This is a genomic window from Salinisphaera sp. LB1 (assembly GCF_003177035.1).
Lineage (GTDB): Bacteria > Pseudomonadota > Gammaproteobacteria > Nevskiales > Salinisphaeraceae > Salinisphaera.
In genome coordinates, this window is record NZ_CP029488.1 from 4,125,620 (window position 1) to 4,141,708 (window position 16,089).

The following is a 16,089-nucleotide window of genomic DNA, read 5'->3' on the forward strand; positions in this document are numbered from 1 at the left end:
GACGCTACTCACCGCCGCTCAGAAGATCGACTGCGCCGACGAGACTATCCAAACCACCGGACAGCAGGCTGACCTTCGTCAGTCCATCGATCGCCAAGCGCTTTGGAGCAATAGCGAGGATCTTGGTCCTGCTCGTCCGGTCACGGAAGAAGACACGCCACCGATCGCCGGTGAGGAAGCGCAGCATCGCCTCGATCGATCGTGCGCTCGCGGTCCAGGCCGAGGGGGCGGACACGGGGACGTAGAGATCGATCTCCCTTGTCCAGCCGTCCTGTGCGTTCAATTTTCGAGAGACTCTCGTATCGCCGGCGTTGACGAGCGCCGCGAGGACGACAAGGTCGATACCCTTCTCGGAAGGTTGTAGTCCGAGGGAGGCGAGTTGGTCCAGTGCGTGACCGATGCCGAAGCCCATGCGCCGGTCACCATCCAGGAAATCGATCTCGAATACGTCAGCGTCAGGCTGGACGGTTTCGACGCTACTCGTGTCGTCGGGGCCGAGCCGGCCGATCAGACTGAACCTTCTCATCCGTCATCTCCCAAGGCCTTGACCAAATCGAGTGCGGCGCCATAGAGATCGTCGACGAAGCTATCGACGACCGCCGCATCAAGATCGCTCAGATCGGTTTCGCGCGCGTCGAACTCGTCGCGAACGCAGCCCTCGATGAAGTCATGCAGCATGGCCTGCGCGCGTTCGACTCCGGCGACATCCGAAGGCGCCGCGATGGCGTTGGTCCCGACCTCGTTCAAGATCTTGCCCTCGATCGACCGGCTCACCACCCCGATAAAAAACTCGCGCAGATTGTCCGCGGAGAGTTCATCGAAGTTGCCGACGCCAGAGGCAGCAAGGTCGGCGACCGTCTCAAGCATCGCGTCCCTCGCGATCGCCTCGTCGATGGTTCCGCCCGCGGGACACAGCATATCCGTCAACGCGACGAACACGTCCTCGGCGGGAGCGCCCGCCATACCCTCAAGGTTGAACCGCCTCAGCGCTTCTGCCGGTCCTTGGTTGGCGAAACTCCTTGCGAGGCCGGCCACGCCGCCGGCCATAGCACGGGAGTTGGGCATACGGCTCGCCGTAGACCGTCCGCCGCCGCTGGCTCGCACATATCTGCCGGCACCGCGCCTCAGTGCTCGCTCATCGGACGTTCGCGCCCCCCTCGTCATGTTCCCGCGCGCGCCGCCAAGACGCGAACTCGCCGGGATCCGAGGTATGGGTGGGTATGACTGCGCCGGTGTTGCGCCGGGCTGGGCGAGCGGCGTCTCCCCATTCTGATCCGGCCCACCGATCCCGTCGCCGTCCGCGGAGTCCGGCTCGGCGCTATCGGGCGCGACCGCGGGTGGCGAAGCTGGTTCATCGACCCAACTTGGAACCAGTCCGTTCTTTGAGCCGCCGAATGTTCCCGAGGTTCCCATCAGGGGCGCTTCCGCTTGCTGGAAAGTTTCATCGCCGCAGTCGCCGCCGCCCTCAGCTGCTTGTTGTCATCCTGGTCAGCCCATCCCTTGAGCGTCGTCGCAAAGTCCGATGCGACTTCGGCTTCACTGAACACTGACGCCCAGCCGCTGACCACCCACGGGCCGAGCTTGGAGATTGGAAGATCCTGCACGAAGGAGAGCAGCGGCCGCTGCAGGAAGGGGTGTTGCCGCGCGATTTCGGCCAAGCCCTTCACGCCCACAGGCTCTTGGGTCAGGTCTTCTGCGTCCCTGACCTTGGCGCGCAGTGCATCAAAGACCTGCTCAGCTTCGATCGACTGAAGGCGAGCGACTTCCGCCGCGGCCTGCTTCACCTGTAGGGGCGAGCCCTGAAGCTTCGCGATAAGCTCATCCAATTCGCCCAGGGAAGTGACTGCGCCGAACACGCTTCGCCGGTCCCGGGTTACGAAGACGTATGGCCTGAGATCGTTCTCGGCGAGCGGCGGATCGATAGCGGCCCACTGCTTCGCCCATTCGAGGTTCGGCCAATCGGGAAGGGAGACCTCGGCGGGCAGAGCCTTCTCCTTCCCTTTTTCCGATTTCGCTTCCTGGTCAGGAGGCGGGGCCGCGACGGCGGCTTCAAGCGCTGCCAGCTCCTCCGACGCACCGGTGTTCGCGGAGCCGCGCGCCATCGCGTCGTAAAGCTCCGGGGCGAAACGCTCCGCGAGCATGATCTTGGCTAGCACCGAGATGTTCAGCTCGTCGCGGAAGCCGCGCTCTTCGGCGATGGCCAGACGTAGCATCATCGTGTTGATGAAGCGCTTTATTTGCCTTGGATTGCCCCGCGCACCTTCCGCCAAAACCGGCGCGATTCGACCGGCTAACTCCATCGCCCGCTCGACCTCGGCCGGGACACCGCCTAAGGCCTTCTCGACCGCCTTCCGATCAAGGCCAGGGCCCTTCCATGGGCGACGCAATACCTCGCGCGCCAGCTCGGTCAGCTTCTGGAACTCGCCCGACTCCTCGCCGCAGGCGTTCAGCACCAAGAGCAGAGTCACGTAGATCCGCGTTTCGGCATATCCGAGCGAGGGTAGACGGAACGGAACCTGGATCAGTTTCTCGAGATAGTTGCGGGCGTAGGTGGCCGGCCCAGTAGCCACGGGCAGGTCCGGGAAATGCTGCCGCACGGCGTACTCAATCATCCCCTCATCCGCCGCGATGACGAAGGCCGCGCGCGGTACGAACAGGAACAGCCTGATCGCTTCCAGCGTCTCGATTGCTGTGTCCGGGAGGCACCTATCAAGGTCGTCGACGAGGACGATCAGGCGATCAATCCTGGCGTGCTCCAAGAGTTCAGCAAACTCCTCCCGGAAGGCATGCATCTGTTCAGACGCATTGTCCTCGGCGACTTCGCGCAGAAACTCGTTCGAACCATCTACAAGTGCGGCGACGGTCTCCCGCGACACATCCTCGGCGCCTTTACTGATGAGACTCCGCGCAGCCGCGCCCAGATCCCTGATCGTCTCGGGGTGCGGAATCCCGGTGGCCAACGTCAAGCCATACGCCCCCGCCTTGCGCGCGAGCTTCATCCAGTCGACCCGCCTCAAGACCTTCTTCGCCTGCTCGGCGACCTTCTGCGACGTGGGGCGCTTGTGACGCAGCTCCTCAACGATCGTTTCGATCAGGACCGCCTTCGCGTCTTCGAAGCCCTGGAACAGCCAGCCGTTGAACCGTACACAGAGCACGCGGTCGTCGTCGGAAAACGTCTCCTCCACCATCATGAGGACGCTGGATTTGCCGGCACCCCAGTCGCCGTGGACGCCGACGCTCAAGGGTTCGTCCGACTTCTCGTTCACCAGACGGACTACCGTCTTGGCGATCGCCTCGTAGTACAGAAGATCGACCGCCGTCTCATTGTCGGCGACGATCATCTGTCGAGCCTCACACGCAACCGTCTCGCGCGCTCTGAACCGCCCCGGGTTTACCGGAGACTCGTGGGTTTGAGTCATGCCACTTTGGCAGACCCGTCGATTGTGTCATAGAAGTTGGCTTCAGCCTCGGCCGGCGGCATATCACCGATCGGCTCGAACAGCCGCTGATTATTGAACCAGTCGACCCAGTCCAGCACCGCGAACTCGACGGCGGCAAGGTGAGGCCACGGCCCGTCGTGCTGACGGATGACTTCCGTCTTGAACAGGCCGATCACGGTCTCGGCCAGCGCGTTATCGTATGAACTGCCGACGCGGCCGGCCGACGGGGTGATACCGACATCCGCCAGGCGTTCGCTATAGCGAATTGACAGGTATTGCACCCCGCGGTCGGTGTGCTGAATCAGGCGCTGGCCGGGTTGCCGGTCATGGATGGCCTGCTCGAGCGCGTCGAGCACGAGGCCCGTGTTGGGGGCGCTCGAAACGCGCCAGCCGACAATGCGACGCGCGAACGCATCGATAACAAACGCTGCATAAACAAAGCCGTGCCGGGTCGGGCAGTACGTAAAATCGGCCACCCAGAGCCGATCGGGTCGGGCGGCTGTGAAGTCACGCTGGACGTGGTCGCCCGGGCTCGGTTGGTTGGGGTCGGAAGTGGTCGTTTTCGGCGTGCGCCCGCGCACAGCGCCTTGCAAGCCCATCTGACGCATCAGACGCTCGACCGTGCACCGAGCCACCGACCAACCCTCACGCTGCAACTGCAGCCAGACTTTGCGGGCGCCATAGACGCAACGATTGGCCTCCCAGGCCTGCTGGATGGCGTCGCTCAAGACCCTCTCACGTCGGTCCCGCTTCGAACGGCGAGCCGGGTCGGTTTGCCGGGCCTTGGCGGCATAGTAGGTCGACGGTGCGATCGGCAGCACACGGCAGATCGGCCCGACACCGTAGACCCGGCGATAATCGTCGATGAACGTCACCATCACTTGTGTCGGCGGTCGAGCTCCGCCTGGGCAAAATAGGCCGAAGCCTTGCGCAGGATCTCATTGGCCCGTTTCAACTCACGGTTCTCACGCTCAAGCGCCTTGATGCGCTCGCGCTCTTCCGTGCTCTGGCCATTGCGCAGCCCGCGGTCCCGTTCGGCCTGGCGAACCCAACTGCGCAGCGTCTCGGGCGTACAGCCGATCTTGCCGGCGATCGAACCGATCGCCGCCCACTGCGAGCTGTAGTCCGCCTGATGCTCAAAGACCATGCGAACCGCTCGTTCACGGACTTCCGGGGAATAAGGTTTCCGCTGTTTCATGCTCCAATTCTCTCAAGAGTTGGAGTCTCCAGCATTCCCGGGGCGGTTCACTCCTGAAATGCGGCCTCACCACCCTCGAGAACGTCGCAAACCTCCTTCCTGATCTCTGCGTTTTCAAGGCCTCCGGATCGATAGGTGATTGGCGGCAATGCTTCATGGGGATGCGGACCAGCTTCCGCGATGATGATCTGATCGGCATCGGTATTGATCACAAGATTCGCGTTGTGCGTGACCATGATTACCTGGCGATGTGACTTGGCTTCAATGAACAGCTGCACCAATTCGTCGAAGACCGATTTGGGGTCCAGATTCTCTTCCGGCTGGTCAATGAGAAGTGGCCGATCATCCTTGTCGTCCAGACCCAGGTAGAGAAGCAAAAGGACAATCCCTCGCGTTCCCGGCGAAAGCTTCCGGATGTCGACACCGTCGTACTCGATGCCGTACCGGATATCGATATGGTCCGTACCGAACAGCCACTGAGCGAAACGCTTCGACCATGTGCGAAACTCTGCCTGGTCAGTTCGCGCCACTGGCGAATGATCCAGCAAGTCCTTCTGGTAAAGCCGTCGGAACTCAGCCATCGCTGCGGTCACCGCAGCAGAATCCCCGGTTTCCCAAGCATCTCGCAGCACCTCGTTGGCTTTTTGCTGAAGCGTCCCTTTTCCACGGAAGGCACCGGTCTTTCTCAGATCAATAAGGCCATCTTCAGCCCCCTCTGCCCATCGCTCCACATCTGCAATGCGTGTGACAGAGAAAGAGAGCTTTTTCAGAGTTCCTGAAGATGCGGTAAGCCGCGCCATCAACGGCGCGTAAAGCTCCTCCAGAACCGATTGCTCAGCGACGAGCGCATCGAACGCCCTGCCATAGGCTGCCTCACGATCCGCCTGCAGTTGGCGAGCGCGGTCCTTGGCTCCTTTGGCGTCATTCAACTTTCCCGTTAACGTTTGTAGTGCCGCGGTCTCGGTCGTGATGTTTTTGGAGAGCGCGGCATAGCGGCGTTGTGCGTCCTTGTCGGCATTGACCAGCTTCTCCAGCCGCGCCATCTCCGCTTCCAGCACCGCCTGTGTAAGTGTGCTGAGATCAGTGTCATCGGGGAAACAGGCAGTGTTCGGGTCACCCGGCGGCGGTGCTGTTCCCTTGAGCTTGGTGATCTCGCCATCGACCCATTTCACATAGCTTGTGAGATTGTCATCGACCGGCCCCGTATAGTCGATCAGGAACGCGGCCCATTGGTCTTCTGACATTCCGCTGTGCTCATGGCGCGCCTGGGCTTGCCGAAGCTCCTCGGGCGCCTGGTTTCGGCGCATGTCTTTCACTTCGTCCTGCATGGCGAGAAACGTCTGCCGCTGCCCCGTGAGTTGACGAAGCTTTGCTCGGACTTGATTGGCGGCACCGGCCAAGTCCGTATGTCTCTGTGCTCTCTTCTCACTACCTTTCGATACCAGCTTGGCACGGTCGGCCGTATAGGCGTCCACCAGCTTCTTCTTCTTCGCCACCTCTGCCTCGTAGCTAGCGACGAGTTTCTCCTTCTCCAGTTCTGTGCTGATGCGATCAGAAATCTGGGCAACTGCTTCAGCCTCCCTGGCGCGAGCGAGGCGATGCCTTGATGCGCGCTGCTCCAACAACTCGGCAAAGTTCAACGCACCATCTCGGGCATCGTCGGAATGCGCCTCGAAAATCACGCGTTCGATTTCACGGAGGAGTCCGTCTGTCAGCCCGTTTGAGGAACAGAGCTCTTCGACAAACTGCTGAGACAGATACCGCACGCGTTCGTAGCTGGCCGGCCCGTTGGCGTCCGAACCATCAAGCGCGCGCGTCTCGGATTCTCCAGCCGCCCACTTCACCTCGACTTTTGCGTCTCCGACAAGCGGGCGTGCCCGGACGAGAAAGGATGGATTTGCCCACTCGTCAGCCTTCCAGGCCTCCTCCGGGATCGAGTCGCAGCCGGCCGCGATCATGTCCGCCAGTGCTGTTTTTCCGGATCCACGGGCTCCGATAATTGCGACCAAACCCGGATTGAGCGGTATAGCAGGCGTCTTTATCCACGACGCGTCTAGAACTTCGATCCCGGAAATCACTTGAGAAGGCGTTGCGGACGCCGGCGGTTCGCTCCCAACATGCGCACGGTCCGCAGGATCGATACATGCCTGGCGCAGCGAGTCGAATTCGAGCCCACCCTTGATCCAAGAGAAGCGATCTCCGAACGGAGAAGCGACACTCTCAAGATCATGAGCATCGCTTCCATGAAGACAAGGCTTGAGACCACCATACATCTTACGAACTTCATCGGCAGACATCGAAGGCTTGCGGCCCAACCAGAATTCCCGCTGAGCCTCACTGCTAGCGAATATCACGTGGGCAAAGCCTTCGATCTCGCGCCGGATGGTTTGATCGGCGGCCTCTCGGACACCCGATGTTCCGTCGGTTGATCCGCCTGCCACGCCGATCAAAATGTTCTTTTTCGCCCAACCGCTCTCGGCATACACTTCCCGCAGTTGTTGGAAGTTGACCTTGAACTGACTCACTCCATAGGCAAGTGCGGCGCCATCGTCGGCGATGTTTGGGTCTGCCTTCTTCCCCAGCCTAATCAGATCGGCACGCGTGCAATCGAAGCGATCCTGCATTGCGTTGAACTGCAAGCGTGACAATAGCCGTTGCAGCTCATCGATGTGCTGTGGATCTTCGGGGCTCACAAACAGGTGCAAGTTGACGAAGCCGCCCTTTAAAGTTGCGACATCGAGCCTTACCTCCACATTGGGAAAGATGAGTGTGGCGTCCGGGAGTCTTCCCGCATCCCGGTGTCGCAAGACTTCCCGATAGGTGTCGGTGACGTAGTAGTCGGTGACGGCGATCGCCTCGATGACTGGGGTCGCCTGTTCAAGCGCCGAGAGGTAGTCCTCCCATGCATTTGGCCCGCTGAACTGGTTGTTCATGACGGTGCCGGGTGCATGGATATGCGGTTCCCACCTCCGCCATTCCGATCCGCGATTCAGCATAAGCCCCTCTCCCTTTTTTTATTTCCGAGTTTTTCAGCGCCATTTCCGCTTTGCCACTATTGATCCAGTTCGTTTTCCCGATTGGCCCGCGGCATTAAAAACCCAGAAATCTCCTCAAGAACTTGTGCGAGAGGTCCGGGATCAATTGCAACATCCTCGACGAAAGCACGCCACTGTCGCTGCTTCTGTTCATCTCTTGCAAATGCCGGCGAGAGCGCATCGGGCGGCTCGGTCGGAATCGCCGTCTTGCGCCGCACGAACGTTGCTGCGATCGCTTGTGCAAGCTTGTCATTATCGAAATCAAACGACCGGCTGAGTATCCAGATGTCATAAAAATCCTTCATCCGGCTGTTCGCACGCCCCAGCGCCACCATCGCCTGGAACTTCTCGGCAATGACCGTCTCTCGCGCATAGGCGCGCAGCCTCGGCGCGGGGAGATCCAGCATGACCGGATAGTCGACGACTTCAGCTCCGGGCTCCAGCGCATCCCCGAAACCGATATCGATCGTCAGGTTGACCCGGGCGCCTCCGACTGAGGCGATGCCGCGTAGCCGGAGACCGCCATAGTCGAGCTCTTCGCGAATGCGGTCGACACGCAAGGTTTCAGAATCGAAGACGACACCGTCTTCGGCATACTGAGCGAGGATGCCCCGGAACGTCGCCAGCATCGCCTCCTCACTTGGATCGCCGAAACCCAATAGATCGAGATCGCGCGTTCCGCGGTGCGGATCGTCGAACCAGCTCATCATCAGCATGGGCACCTTTCAGCACGAAAGCGATCCGCATAGGGTGATTGGGCTAAGCCGGAATAGAAGACGCTCCAACGCGAAGCGCGTGAGCACAAGATCGAAACTCTGTCCGTTCGCCTTGGAGAGCTTGAGAAGCCGGGCGCGCACGGAGGCCCGATATCTTGATCTCCTTAGCCATTGGTGGTCAGCGCCTCCAGGTAGGGGCGGATCACGGTGCCGACCCCGCCAGTATCCGCGCCCTGGCGACCTCGGCCGGCTCGCCTTTGCGTTGACGCAGAGCTTCCTGCAGCCTTCGAGCGCGACGGCGAGACCTATCTTGCCGCGATGCCGGAAGCAGTCGGCGACGTCTTCGCCACGCCGAACACCTTCACCGACACGCCCTCGATCACATGCGTCTCGACGCTTTCGACGAGCAGATCATCCGAGAAACGCAGCACACGAATCGGCATATCGCTTGGCTTCGGCGTCCAGTCGTTCCGGCCGATTGCCATCCACACCTTTTTCGGTAGCTGATCCGTGATTCCATGAAAAGCGAGTGCCGAACGAGGCAGATCACGCCCTTGGGAAAACGTTGCCGCTTCGGCAAGGCTATGGTTTGTATCCAGCTCGGCATCGGGAAGCTGGTAGAGTCCCGCGCGCCAGGCGGATCACCTCGCCCATCCCTCTCCATACGACTGACCGTTCGGCGGTCACTCCCGCTTCCCGGAGTTCACAAGGCGCAGAATCCCATGCGTCGCGAGGAGATCGCGGGCTATATCGCGCTGGGATCGCATCTGGTCATGATATGTATTCTCACACCTCAAGATCTATAGTGGTGTTTTTATATCACATGGACGACCAAAGAAAAATATGAAAGCACCGTTCAAGTCGCCGCTGGGCTTTAAGCCAGACCGCTAGCGAGGGCGTCTCTCTCCGAATCCACACAACAGGGGGGAATCGATGCCCCTGTAACTCATCCATTGACCGGCTTAAGACCACGACGGCTACGAGAAGAGCGATGTCCTTTGGGTTGGCGCTACGGCCGAGGCGCTGTAGAACACTTTGCTGCGTCTCGGGGTCCAGAAATCCGCAGACGCTCACGTGCCCGAGTTATCGCTGTGTAGAAGATCTATGGTGATGTTCTCTTCATGCATCAGTGATCACGATCTTACGGAGTCTACTCGAGGCCCTGTGCCTTGTGGATCGACACGGCGTAGGCTACCTGGAACGGCACGGTTGTATTGAGCGAGTCGTCGTCTTCGTCGCTTGTGTCGTAGTCGTAACACCCTGAAGCGAAACAGTCGAGCCGCGAATCCATTCGAGTTCAATCACCGACGACGCCGAATTCGCTGACTGGTCGGTCAAGCTCGACATCAAACTGAATCGGCTCTTCTGCACTGACATGCGCTAGAGAGGATGACTGCCGCCGACAAATCCGTTTCAATACAAGCTCCTACACAAAACAGAAGGGGTTTGTAGATGGCGGCAACCATCCCAAGTTGGATTGTTGGTCTGCGCGGGCAGTGCGTCAAGGGCGTGGCGTGGGACGAAGCTCGTGGCACGCTGGTGTTTCACTGCGACCGCGATCGCCGCTTCGTGCCGGTGGATCACCGGAGCGGCGCACGAGGCACCGTCAATCGACGGCTGCGTCGCGAGTTCAGGAATCTGCCGATCTGGGGCCGCTCAGTGACGCTCTCGATCGCGTACTGTCAGCTCAAGATCGGGGCGACGGATCGCCGTATGGAACGGCTGTCGTTCGTCGAGCCCGGCCATGGCTTCACACGCCGCTATGCGCGGTTTTGTCAGCCAACTGGGCTCGGCATATCAGCATCGCCGCCGTCGCGTGCTTACACCCGGCCTGGCGTGGCGTACGGTCAAGGCTATGGACGAACGGGCGTTGACGCGTGATCTGCCGGCTCTGGATCCTGGCGCCACTGACCGGCCCTGCGGCATCTGGGCGTCGACGAGGTCGCCCCGCGCCAAGGGCCATGATTATCTGACCATCGTCTACGACCTCGAGTCCGGCGATCTGGTATGGGTCACCGAGGGCCGTCGCAAGGCCGGCCTGACGGCGTTTTTCGATCAGCTCGATGAGCCCGTTGCCCAGGGCATCGAGGCCGTAGCCATGGATATGTGGAAGCCCTTTGAACAGGCGGTGGCCGAGGCGTTGCCGAACGCCGCCATCGTCTTCGATCGCTTCCATGTCATGCAGCAGTATTCGAAGGTGATCGATACCGTCCGCCGAACCGAGTTCAAGCGGGCAACCCACGCGCAAGCAGGTCTTGGTTTGGCAGCCGTTATCTGCTGCTCAAAAACGCCGAACGCTTGAGCGATAGCCAGGCCGCGCGACTCGATCGGTTGCTCGCCGTCAATGGCCCGCTTCAACGCAGTCTATGCCTTGAAAGAACAGCTCCAGCAACTGTGGCACGCCCCAGCGAGCTTCACCGTCATGGGCCAGCGCCTGGATGCCTGGTGTGCCTTGGCCGAGGCCACCGGGCTGGCCCCCATGAAACGCTTCGTGGCGATGCTACAGCGGCATCGCACCGGGATCTGCACTACGCGGCCCACCCATCACCACCGCCCGACTCGAAGGCGGGCCACGTCGCGATCGGGTTGATCCGTAAACGCGCTCGCGGACTGCTCGATACCGAATACTTCAAACTCAAAATCCGGCAAAGCGCAACGCCCGAACCACCCCTTGGCCTGTACGCTCTGACCGGATGATTGGCTCAAACCATGTCACAAGAGCCCATATCCTACGTCTCGCGCTTCGCCGACACCTTACGGAAAGCTGCACAATTAATCGAGGAAAGGCTCGCTCATGCGGGCCTTGCGACGTGACGCTAAATCAAATAATCGACGTAACGGAAAAATACTTGGCCTCGCACCCTGCCCCCTGAGCGCTGCGCCTATACCGCTTCCTATGTCACGCTTAACGCAATCAAACCCACGAGTCTCCGGTAAACCCGGGGCGGTTCAATGTCGTCAAACAACGAGAGATAGGTTCATCCCTGACCTTCACAGAATTGCCCTTGCGCCAGCGTATCCGAGTCGCACCGCTGTCGTCTGCTGACTGCCTTCCCACAGACGCCGGTTTTTTAGCCACCCGGCGCACCAACGAGCAACCTGCGACCCGAGTCAACGAAAACCGAGCGGAAGGAATATGCAGACTCCGGACATCGACGCGGCGCTACGGGCATGGACGATTGCGCCGGCACACATGACACAGGGCTCTAGCGTGCTGTACAGGGTGGCGCAGGACAACCGGTAATTCCCCGCCGCGGCGCAGGCCGCGCCGATCGCCACCATCTCCGCGTGCGCGGTCGCATCGCTGGCTGCGATCCGGCCGTTGCGGCCACGGCCAAGTTCGACATCGCCCCGCACGACCACCGTACCGACCGGCACTTCGCCAACTACCGCACCCTCCGCGGCCAGACCGATCGCGCCGCGCATCCAGCGCAGGTCAGCATCGGGATCGGCGGGCACGGCGTCGGTCATGACAGGCGAATGACTCACCGGTCGGCGCTTATTATGCCGGCTCGATACCCAGCGTTCGCGCCAGCGACTCGAGTTCGCCCTGCAGGAAATCCAGGCACAGGCGAACACGCGGGGCCAGATAGCGGCGATGGGCATAAATGGCGTGGATATCGGCACCCGGCATGGGGCAGTCGTCGAGCACCGTGGCCAAGCGCCCGGCCGCGATATCCTCGGCCACGTCCCAGATCGACTTGCACACCAGCCCGGCGCCGGCGGTGGCCCAGCGATGCGCGGTGCGCCCGTCGTTGCAGGAGAGTCGACCTCCCACACGTACCGACGGCCGTCGGCGAACGACCATTCGTTGCGCGGCGGATCGCCCATGACGATGCATTCGTGCTGTGCCAGCTCGTCGATGGTTCGCGGGTGTCCGTAGCGCGCCAGATAGGCCGGCGCACCACAGATCACGCGTCGGTTCGGCGCCAGGCGGCGCGCGATCAGATTGGAATCGGCGAGCGCCCGAATCGCACGGCGACATCGATGCCCTCCTCGGTCAAGTTCACGCGGGCATCGCCGGCATGCAGATGGATTGCCAACTCGGGATGCATCGCCGCAAGACGTTCGAGCAACGGTGCGAGCCGGTCGGCGAAGGCCACCGTGGTGGTGATCCGGAGCCGACCTGCTGCGCGGCGTGTTTCGCCCATGGCTTCGGCGTCGGCGGCCTCGATATCGGCCAGAATCTGTTCACAGCGATGCAGGTAACGGGCGCCTTCATCGGTCAACGACAGACGGCGCGTGGTGCGATGCACGAGCCGCGTGTTCAATCGGCGTTCCAGGGCCGACAGCCGCCGGCTCACCACCGCGGTTGACAACCCCAGCGCACGAGCCGCGGCCGCCAGACTGCCCGATGCCCCGATCTGGACGAAGGTCCGCATTTCCTTGCCAGCGTCGGCCACCCGCGATCTCGTCTTTGTGTTGATGCAACATTACATTGCTTGCGCGGGTCTTCACGCCACGCGGCGCAAGACTTACTGTCGGCGCCTCGGCATCAATACAAGCAGGGCGTTCATGGCATCGCTGGCACAAATCCGGGTTCGGGGCATCGGCGAGGCGATGGCCCGTCGCAGCGGCCGAGTCAGGTGACGCGGTGACCATCCCCTGATGGTTGGCTCGACCACGTCACCCTGCGGTACGGACGCGCTCAAGGCGACGCGCGATTTCTTCATCGCCCTGCTCGACTTGACCGTCGGCTATCGGCCGGATTTCGGTTTCCCCGGCTACTGGCTGTATGCCGGCGACGCCCGATCGTGCATCTGATCTCCGGCCCCGGCGGCGCAGCCGAGCGCGATGCCGAAACCATCGACCACACGGCTTTTATCGTCGACGACTATGCCGCCACTCGCGACCGGCTTGAGGCATGGGCCTGCAGTATTCACCGCAGGACTGCCGGAACTTGGCGAACAACGGCTGTTCACGTTCACACCAACCGGGATTCTGATCGAACTGGTCGCGTGCAGCCCCGGCGGGCTCGCGAACAATCCCCATGCCTAGGCGGGCGACCAGCTGCGGCACGAACTTTCATTCACGATCTATTCGAAAAGGACTGCTTCATGAGTTTCGATCAACCCACCGCCCTCGTGGCTGGCGCAGGCGGCATCATCGGCGATGCCACCGCGCGCGAACTTGCCGACCAGGGTTGGCGCGTGCGCGCCCAGGGCGCCGTGCCGTGCCCGATTTCGACACCGTCACGGCCGATCTCACCGATCCCGCGGCGACCCGCGACGCCCTGAAGACCGCCGCCGACACCACCCATCTGTTCTATGCCGCGCTCAACCCGGACGACGATCTCGCCGTCGAGGCCGAGCGCAACGGGCGCATGCTGGGCAATCTTCTGGATGGCCTGGACGCTGTCGGCGCGCCGTTATCGCGCGTGGTCATCTATCAGGGTTTCAAGATCTACGGCATTCATCTGGGCGGAAGGTGCGCACGCCCGCGCGCGAATCCGATCGCCGCACATGCCGCCCAATATCTACCAGGCGCAGGAGCCCAGCTGAAACAACGCGCCGAAAAAGCCGCCTGGGATTATGTCGCGCTGCGCCGGACGTGGTGGTCGGCGATGTCTACGGCAACCCGATGAACATTGCTCTGGTGATCGGTGTGTATGCCGAGATTTCCCGCGCGCTGGGTATTCCGCTGCGTTTTCCGGGTACGGACCAAGCGTACTCGCAGATGGTCCAGGCCTGCGATTCGCGGCTGCTGGCCCGAGCCAGCCTGTGGGCGGCAAATGAAGCCCCAGGCGGCGAGGCCTATAACGTGACCAACGTGGATACCTTCCGCTGGGAACGGATCTTCGAGGATGTGGCGAAGCATCTGGGCATGACATTCGCGCATCCGGTCCCGCTCACTCTCAGCGAGCACATGGCCGACAAGGCCGACCTCTGGCGTGAACTTGCCGATCGGCATGATCTGGTCGAACCCGATCTCCACAAATTGGTCGGCTGGGGCTTCGGCGATTTCATCTTCAACACCGAGACCGACGTGGTCTCGGATACCAATAAGATCTATCAGGCCGGCTTCACCGAGCGCATGGACTCGTCGGTATCCATTCTGGCAGCCATCGACGGGCTCAAGGCACGCCGGGTCATTCCGTAGACCGATTGAAAAACGCTCATGTGCATGACCCGCGACGAACTGCATGCGGCAGGCACACGGTATCAGCTACGGCCCGCTCTGCGGGCCATAGCTGATTTGTCAGTCGCGCGGAGTGGGATCAGCAAATGGGGCCTTGTCAGGCGGTCGTTTGCTGCGCCGCCTTCACATAGGCGTAAAGCGTTGGCTTGGAAATACCCATCATCGTGCAGATTCTGGCGATCGACAGTGTTTTTCGTGGCAGAGCTTGACCGCCAATGCCCGCTTGTCTTGATCGAGCACGGGCGGCGCCCGGGCGACTCCGGGCTGCCGTCAATCCCGCCTGCGTGCGCTCACGCACGAGATTGCGCTCGAATTCGGCGATCGCCCCAAACAGATGGAACATGAGCTTGCCGGCGGGCGTCGCGGTATCGATGGCTTCGTGCAAGCTCCATAGGCCCGCCTGCTGTTCTTCCAGATAACCGACCCAGGCAGTGAGATCCTTGAGCGATCGACCCAGTCGGTCGAGCCGCCAGACCACCAGGGTGTCACCTGCGCGCAGCTGCTCCTTGACCTTCTCCAATCCGGGTCGCGCGGCAACTGAACCGGAGATCGTGTCGACGAACACTTTCTCGCAGCCAGCTTCGGTCAGCGCATCCCGCTGAAGGTCGAGATTCTGTTCGAGCGTCGATACGTGCGCGTAGCCGATTTTCATGAGGGGACCTTAGAGGGAAACCCGGGGGAGCATCAGTACAGAAACTCGCAAACGACGCTCTTTGATTGCCCGAGTCAATTTAACCAACGATATTCAACGGATCAGGCCGCTCTTCTCAACGCGGCCGGAGGCCGACAACGATGGGTAAACAAACCCTCGTTTTGTTGCCCGCACCCGCGGGGTGCAATCCGTGACCCGGCCGGGCTTTGCATCGCCTCTCGCGGGTTGAACCCCGCGCTTTGCTTCGCCGTTATGTTCATCGCACTCTTCGCGATCACGAATCCGACGATATCCGGGCCAAAAGGAAGCGCAGACTCGAGCACGAACAGGACAAGTCGTCCAGTCCGTCCCCGGATCAAATACGGGATCCGCCGCGGCCGGCCCGGCTTTGCTGTCCGACAACACCCTCCCGGTTTAGTCGCGCCGCTGTCGTCGCGACTGGCATGGGCCCGGCGATTACCGGTGCGTCTTGCGCCACGCTCTGTCGTCATCTTCCCGAGCGCCATCAGGGCTGGCATACGTCGTCCAAATAGCGGCGAACAAAACACAAGTCGTCGATATAGCCTCGCCGCATGACCTCGAGCGCCGAGCGGCCCTCGAAACCCGGTGCGGTATGGGGACGCTTGATCCAACGATCCGCCTGCGCCTCATCGGAAAACAGGCGGTGCAAGGTGGTGTCGATGCCAAGCAGGTAACGGACGCGGTAGATTTGATCGGGCGTAAGTTCAGCATCCACACCCTCGGAAGCGGCCAGTTGATCCCGCCAATGTTGGACCCGGGCCACCGGCAGTCCACCCAGCAGGGTGGCCAGTTCGTCGTCCGAGAGTTGCCATCGCCGGCTCATCCGAAACACGGCCTTGACCGCTGTGGCGGATTCTCGCCCGCGCTGTTCTTCTTCGTTCTCACGATC

Annotated in this window: 11 protein-coding genes, 7 pseudogenes and 1 other annotated feature; of the genes and pseudogenes, 5 read left to right on the plus strand and 13 right to left on the minus strand. The window is 61.4% G+C overall.

Annotated features, from left to right (window positions below; genetic code table 11):
• Nucleotides 1-4: 4 nt before the first annotated feature.
• The 8 genes and pseudogenes from SALB1_RS19325 to SALB1_RS20055 form a co-directional block, all read right to left on the minus strand.
• The gene (locus tag SALB1_RS19325; RefSeq protein ID WP_199678873.1) at nt 5-526 is read right to left on the minus strand and encodes a hypothetical protein; all 522 of its coding nucleotides are present in this window, start codon (nt 524-526) and stop codon (nt 5-7) included.
• A complete protein-coding gene (gene qatB, locus SALB1_RS20045) occupies nt 523-1,413 on the minus strand; it encodes a Qat anti-phage system associated protein QatB (RefSeq protein ID WP_370453204.1) in 891 nt (296 codons plus the stop codon). Before qatB ends, SALB1_RS19325 begins: the two co-directional genes overlap by 4 nt.
• Nucleotides 1,413-3,341, minus strand: coding sequence for a Qat anti-phage system ATPase QatA (gene qatA, locus SALB1_RS18535; protein ID WP_109995536.1), 1,929 nt, complete (start codon nt 3,339-3,341; stop codon nt 1,413-1,415). The genes qatB and qatA overlap by 1 nt, the downstream gene beginning before the upstream one ends.
• Nucleotides 3,342-3,415: 74 nt before the next feature.
• Nucleotides 3,416-4,638 (minus strand): IS3 family transposase gene (locus SALB1_RS18540; protein WP_109992018.1). Its coding sequence is split into 2 segments (ribosomal slippage): nt 3,416-4,353 and nt 4,353-4,638, totalling 1,224 coding nucleotides; the frame shifts between segments, so codons are not numbered across the junction.
• Nucleotides 4,244-4,360 (minus strand) — a sequence feature (AL1L pseudoknot). Its footprint overlaps the gene before it by 117 nt.
• A 47-nt stretch (nt 4,639-4,685) precedes the next feature.
• Nucleotides 4,686-7,634 (minus strand): TrlF family AAA-like ATPase, encoded by a 2,949-nt coding sequence (locus SALB1_RS18545; RefSeq protein WP_109991997.1) that lies wholly within the window; start codon nt 7,632-7,634, stop codon nt 4,686-4,688.
• 56 nt (nt 7,635-7,690) lie between these two features.
• Nucleotides 7,691-8,561 (minus strand): annotated as a pseudogene (locus tag SALB1_RS18550) (nucleotidyl transferase AbiEii/AbiGii toxin family protein).
• Nucleotides 8,554-9,156, minus strand: a pseudogene (locus tag SALB1_RS20050) (type IV toxin-antitoxin system AbiEi family antitoxin domain-containing protein). Before SALB1_RS20050 ends, SALB1_RS18550 begins: the two co-directional pseudogenes overlap by 8 nt.
• 179 nt (nt 9,157-9,335) lie before the next feature.
• Nucleotides 9,336-9,746: pseudogene (locus SALB1_RS20055) on the minus strand (ATP-binding domain-containing protein); the annotation flags it as partial.
• 95 nt (nt 9,747-9,841) lie between these two features.
• On the opposite strand from SALB1_RS20055, the gene SALB1_RS19130 reads away from it, so the two are divergent.
• Nucleotides 9,842-10,270, plus strand: coding sequence for a hypothetical protein (locus SALB1_RS19130; protein WP_158590820.1), 429 nt, complete (start codon nt 9,842-9,844; stop codon nt 10,268-10,270).
• Nucleotides 10,245-10,979 (plus strand): annotated as a pseudogene (locus SALB1_RS19680) (transposase). The gene SALB1_RS19130 and the pseudogene SALB1_RS19680 overlap by 26 nt, the downstream one beginning before the upstream one ends.
• 521 nt (nt 10,980-11,500) lie before the next feature.
• On the opposite strand, the gene SALB1_RS18570 reads toward SALB1_RS19680, so the two are convergent.
• Both SALB1_RS18570 and SALB1_RS20060 read right to left on the minus strand, forming a co-directional pair.
• Nucleotides 11,501-11,860 carry a nucleoside deaminase gene (locus SALB1_RS18570; protein ID WP_109992023.1) on the minus strand — a complete coding sequence of 120 codons (360 nt, stop codon included), beginning with the start codon at nt 11,858-11,860 and terminating at the stop codon, nt 11,501-11,503.
• A 31-nt stretch (nt 11,861-11,891) separates the two neighbouring features.
• Nucleotides 11,892-12,771: pseudogene (locus SALB1_RS20060) on the minus strand (LysR family transcriptional regulator).
• A 226-nt stretch (nt 12,772-12,997) separates the two neighbouring features.
• Here SALB1_RS20060 and SALB1_RS19345 point away from each other — a divergent pair.
• From SALB1_RS19345 to SALB1_RS19355, 3 genes are all read left to right on the plus strand, one after another.
• A complete protein-coding gene (locus tag SALB1_RS19345) occupies nt 12,998-13,153 on the plus strand; it encodes a hypothetical protein (protein WP_199678878.1) in 156 nt (51 codons plus the stop codon).
• 409 nt (nt 13,154-13,562) lie between these two features.
• Nucleotides 13,563-13,973 carry a hypothetical protein gene (locus SALB1_RS19350; protein ID WP_199678879.1) on the plus strand — a complete coding sequence of 137 codons (411 nt, stop codon included), beginning with the start codon at nt 13,563-13,565 and terminating at the stop codon, nt 13,971-13,973.
• Complete coding sequence (locus tag SALB1_RS19355; RefSeq protein WP_199678880.1) at nt 13,970-14,488, plus strand: hypothetical protein; 519 nt, start codon at nt 13,970-13,972, stop codon at nt 14,486-14,488. Before SALB1_RS19350 ends, SALB1_RS19355 begins: the two co-directional genes overlap by 4 nt.
• Before the next feature lie 136 nt (nt 14,489-14,624).
• Here SALB1_RS19355 and SALB1_RS18590 read toward each other — a convergent pair.
• The 3 genes and pseudogenes from SALB1_RS18590 to SALB1_RS20065 all read right to left on the minus strand — a co-directional run.
• Nucleotides 14,625-15,179 (minus strand): annotated as a pseudogene (locus SALB1_RS18590) (recombinase family protein).
• Nucleotides 15,180-15,684: 505 nt separating this feature from the next.
• Nucleotides 15,685-15,963 carry an MbcA/ParS/Xre antitoxin family protein gene (locus SALB1_RS18595; RefSeq protein WP_370453267.1) on the minus strand — a complete coding sequence of 93 codons (279 nt, stop codon included), beginning with the start codon at nt 15,961-15,963 and terminating at the stop codon, nt 15,685-15,687.
• Nucleotides 15,958-16,044: pseudogene (locus SALB1_RS20065) on the minus strand (antitoxin Xre-like helix-turn-helix domain-containing protein); the annotation flags it as partial. The pseudogene SALB1_RS20065 and the gene SALB1_RS18595, both read right to left, overlap by 6 nt.
• Nucleotides 16,045-16,089: the final 45 nt, after the last annotated feature.

Coding starts and splice junctions, on each gene's coding strand:
- SALB1_RS18570 (WP_109992023.1), bottom strand. CDS start 11,860: ATGACCGACGCCGTGCCCGCCGATCCCGATGCTGACCTGCGCTGGATG.
- SALB1_RS19325 (WP_199678873.1), bottom strand. CDS start 526: ATGAGAAGGTTCAGTCTGATCGGCCGGCTCGGCCCCGACGACACGAGT.
- SALB1_RS18545 (WP_109991997.1), bottom strand. CDS start 7,634: ATGCTGAATCGCGGATCGGAATGGCGGAGGTGGGAACCGCATATCCAT.
- qatA (WP_109995536.1), bottom strand. CDS start 3,341: ATGATCGTCGCCGACAATGAGACGGCGGTCGATCTTCTGTACTACGAG.
- qatB (WP_370453204.1), bottom strand. CDS start 1,413: ATGGGAACCTCGGGAACATTCGGCGGCTCAAAGAACGGACTGGTTCCA.
- SALB1_RS19130 (WP_158590820.1), top strand. CDS start 9,842: ATGGCGGCAACCATCCCAAGTTGGATTGTTGGTCTGCGCGGGCAGTGC.
- SALB1_RS19345 (WP_199678878.1), top strand. CDS start 12,998: ATGGTTGGCTCGACCACGTCACCCTGCGGTACGGACGCGCTCAAGGCG.
- SALB1_RS19355 (WP_199678880.1), top strand. CDS start 13,970: ATGAACATTGCTCTGGTGATCGGTGTGTATGCCGAGATTTCCCGCGCG.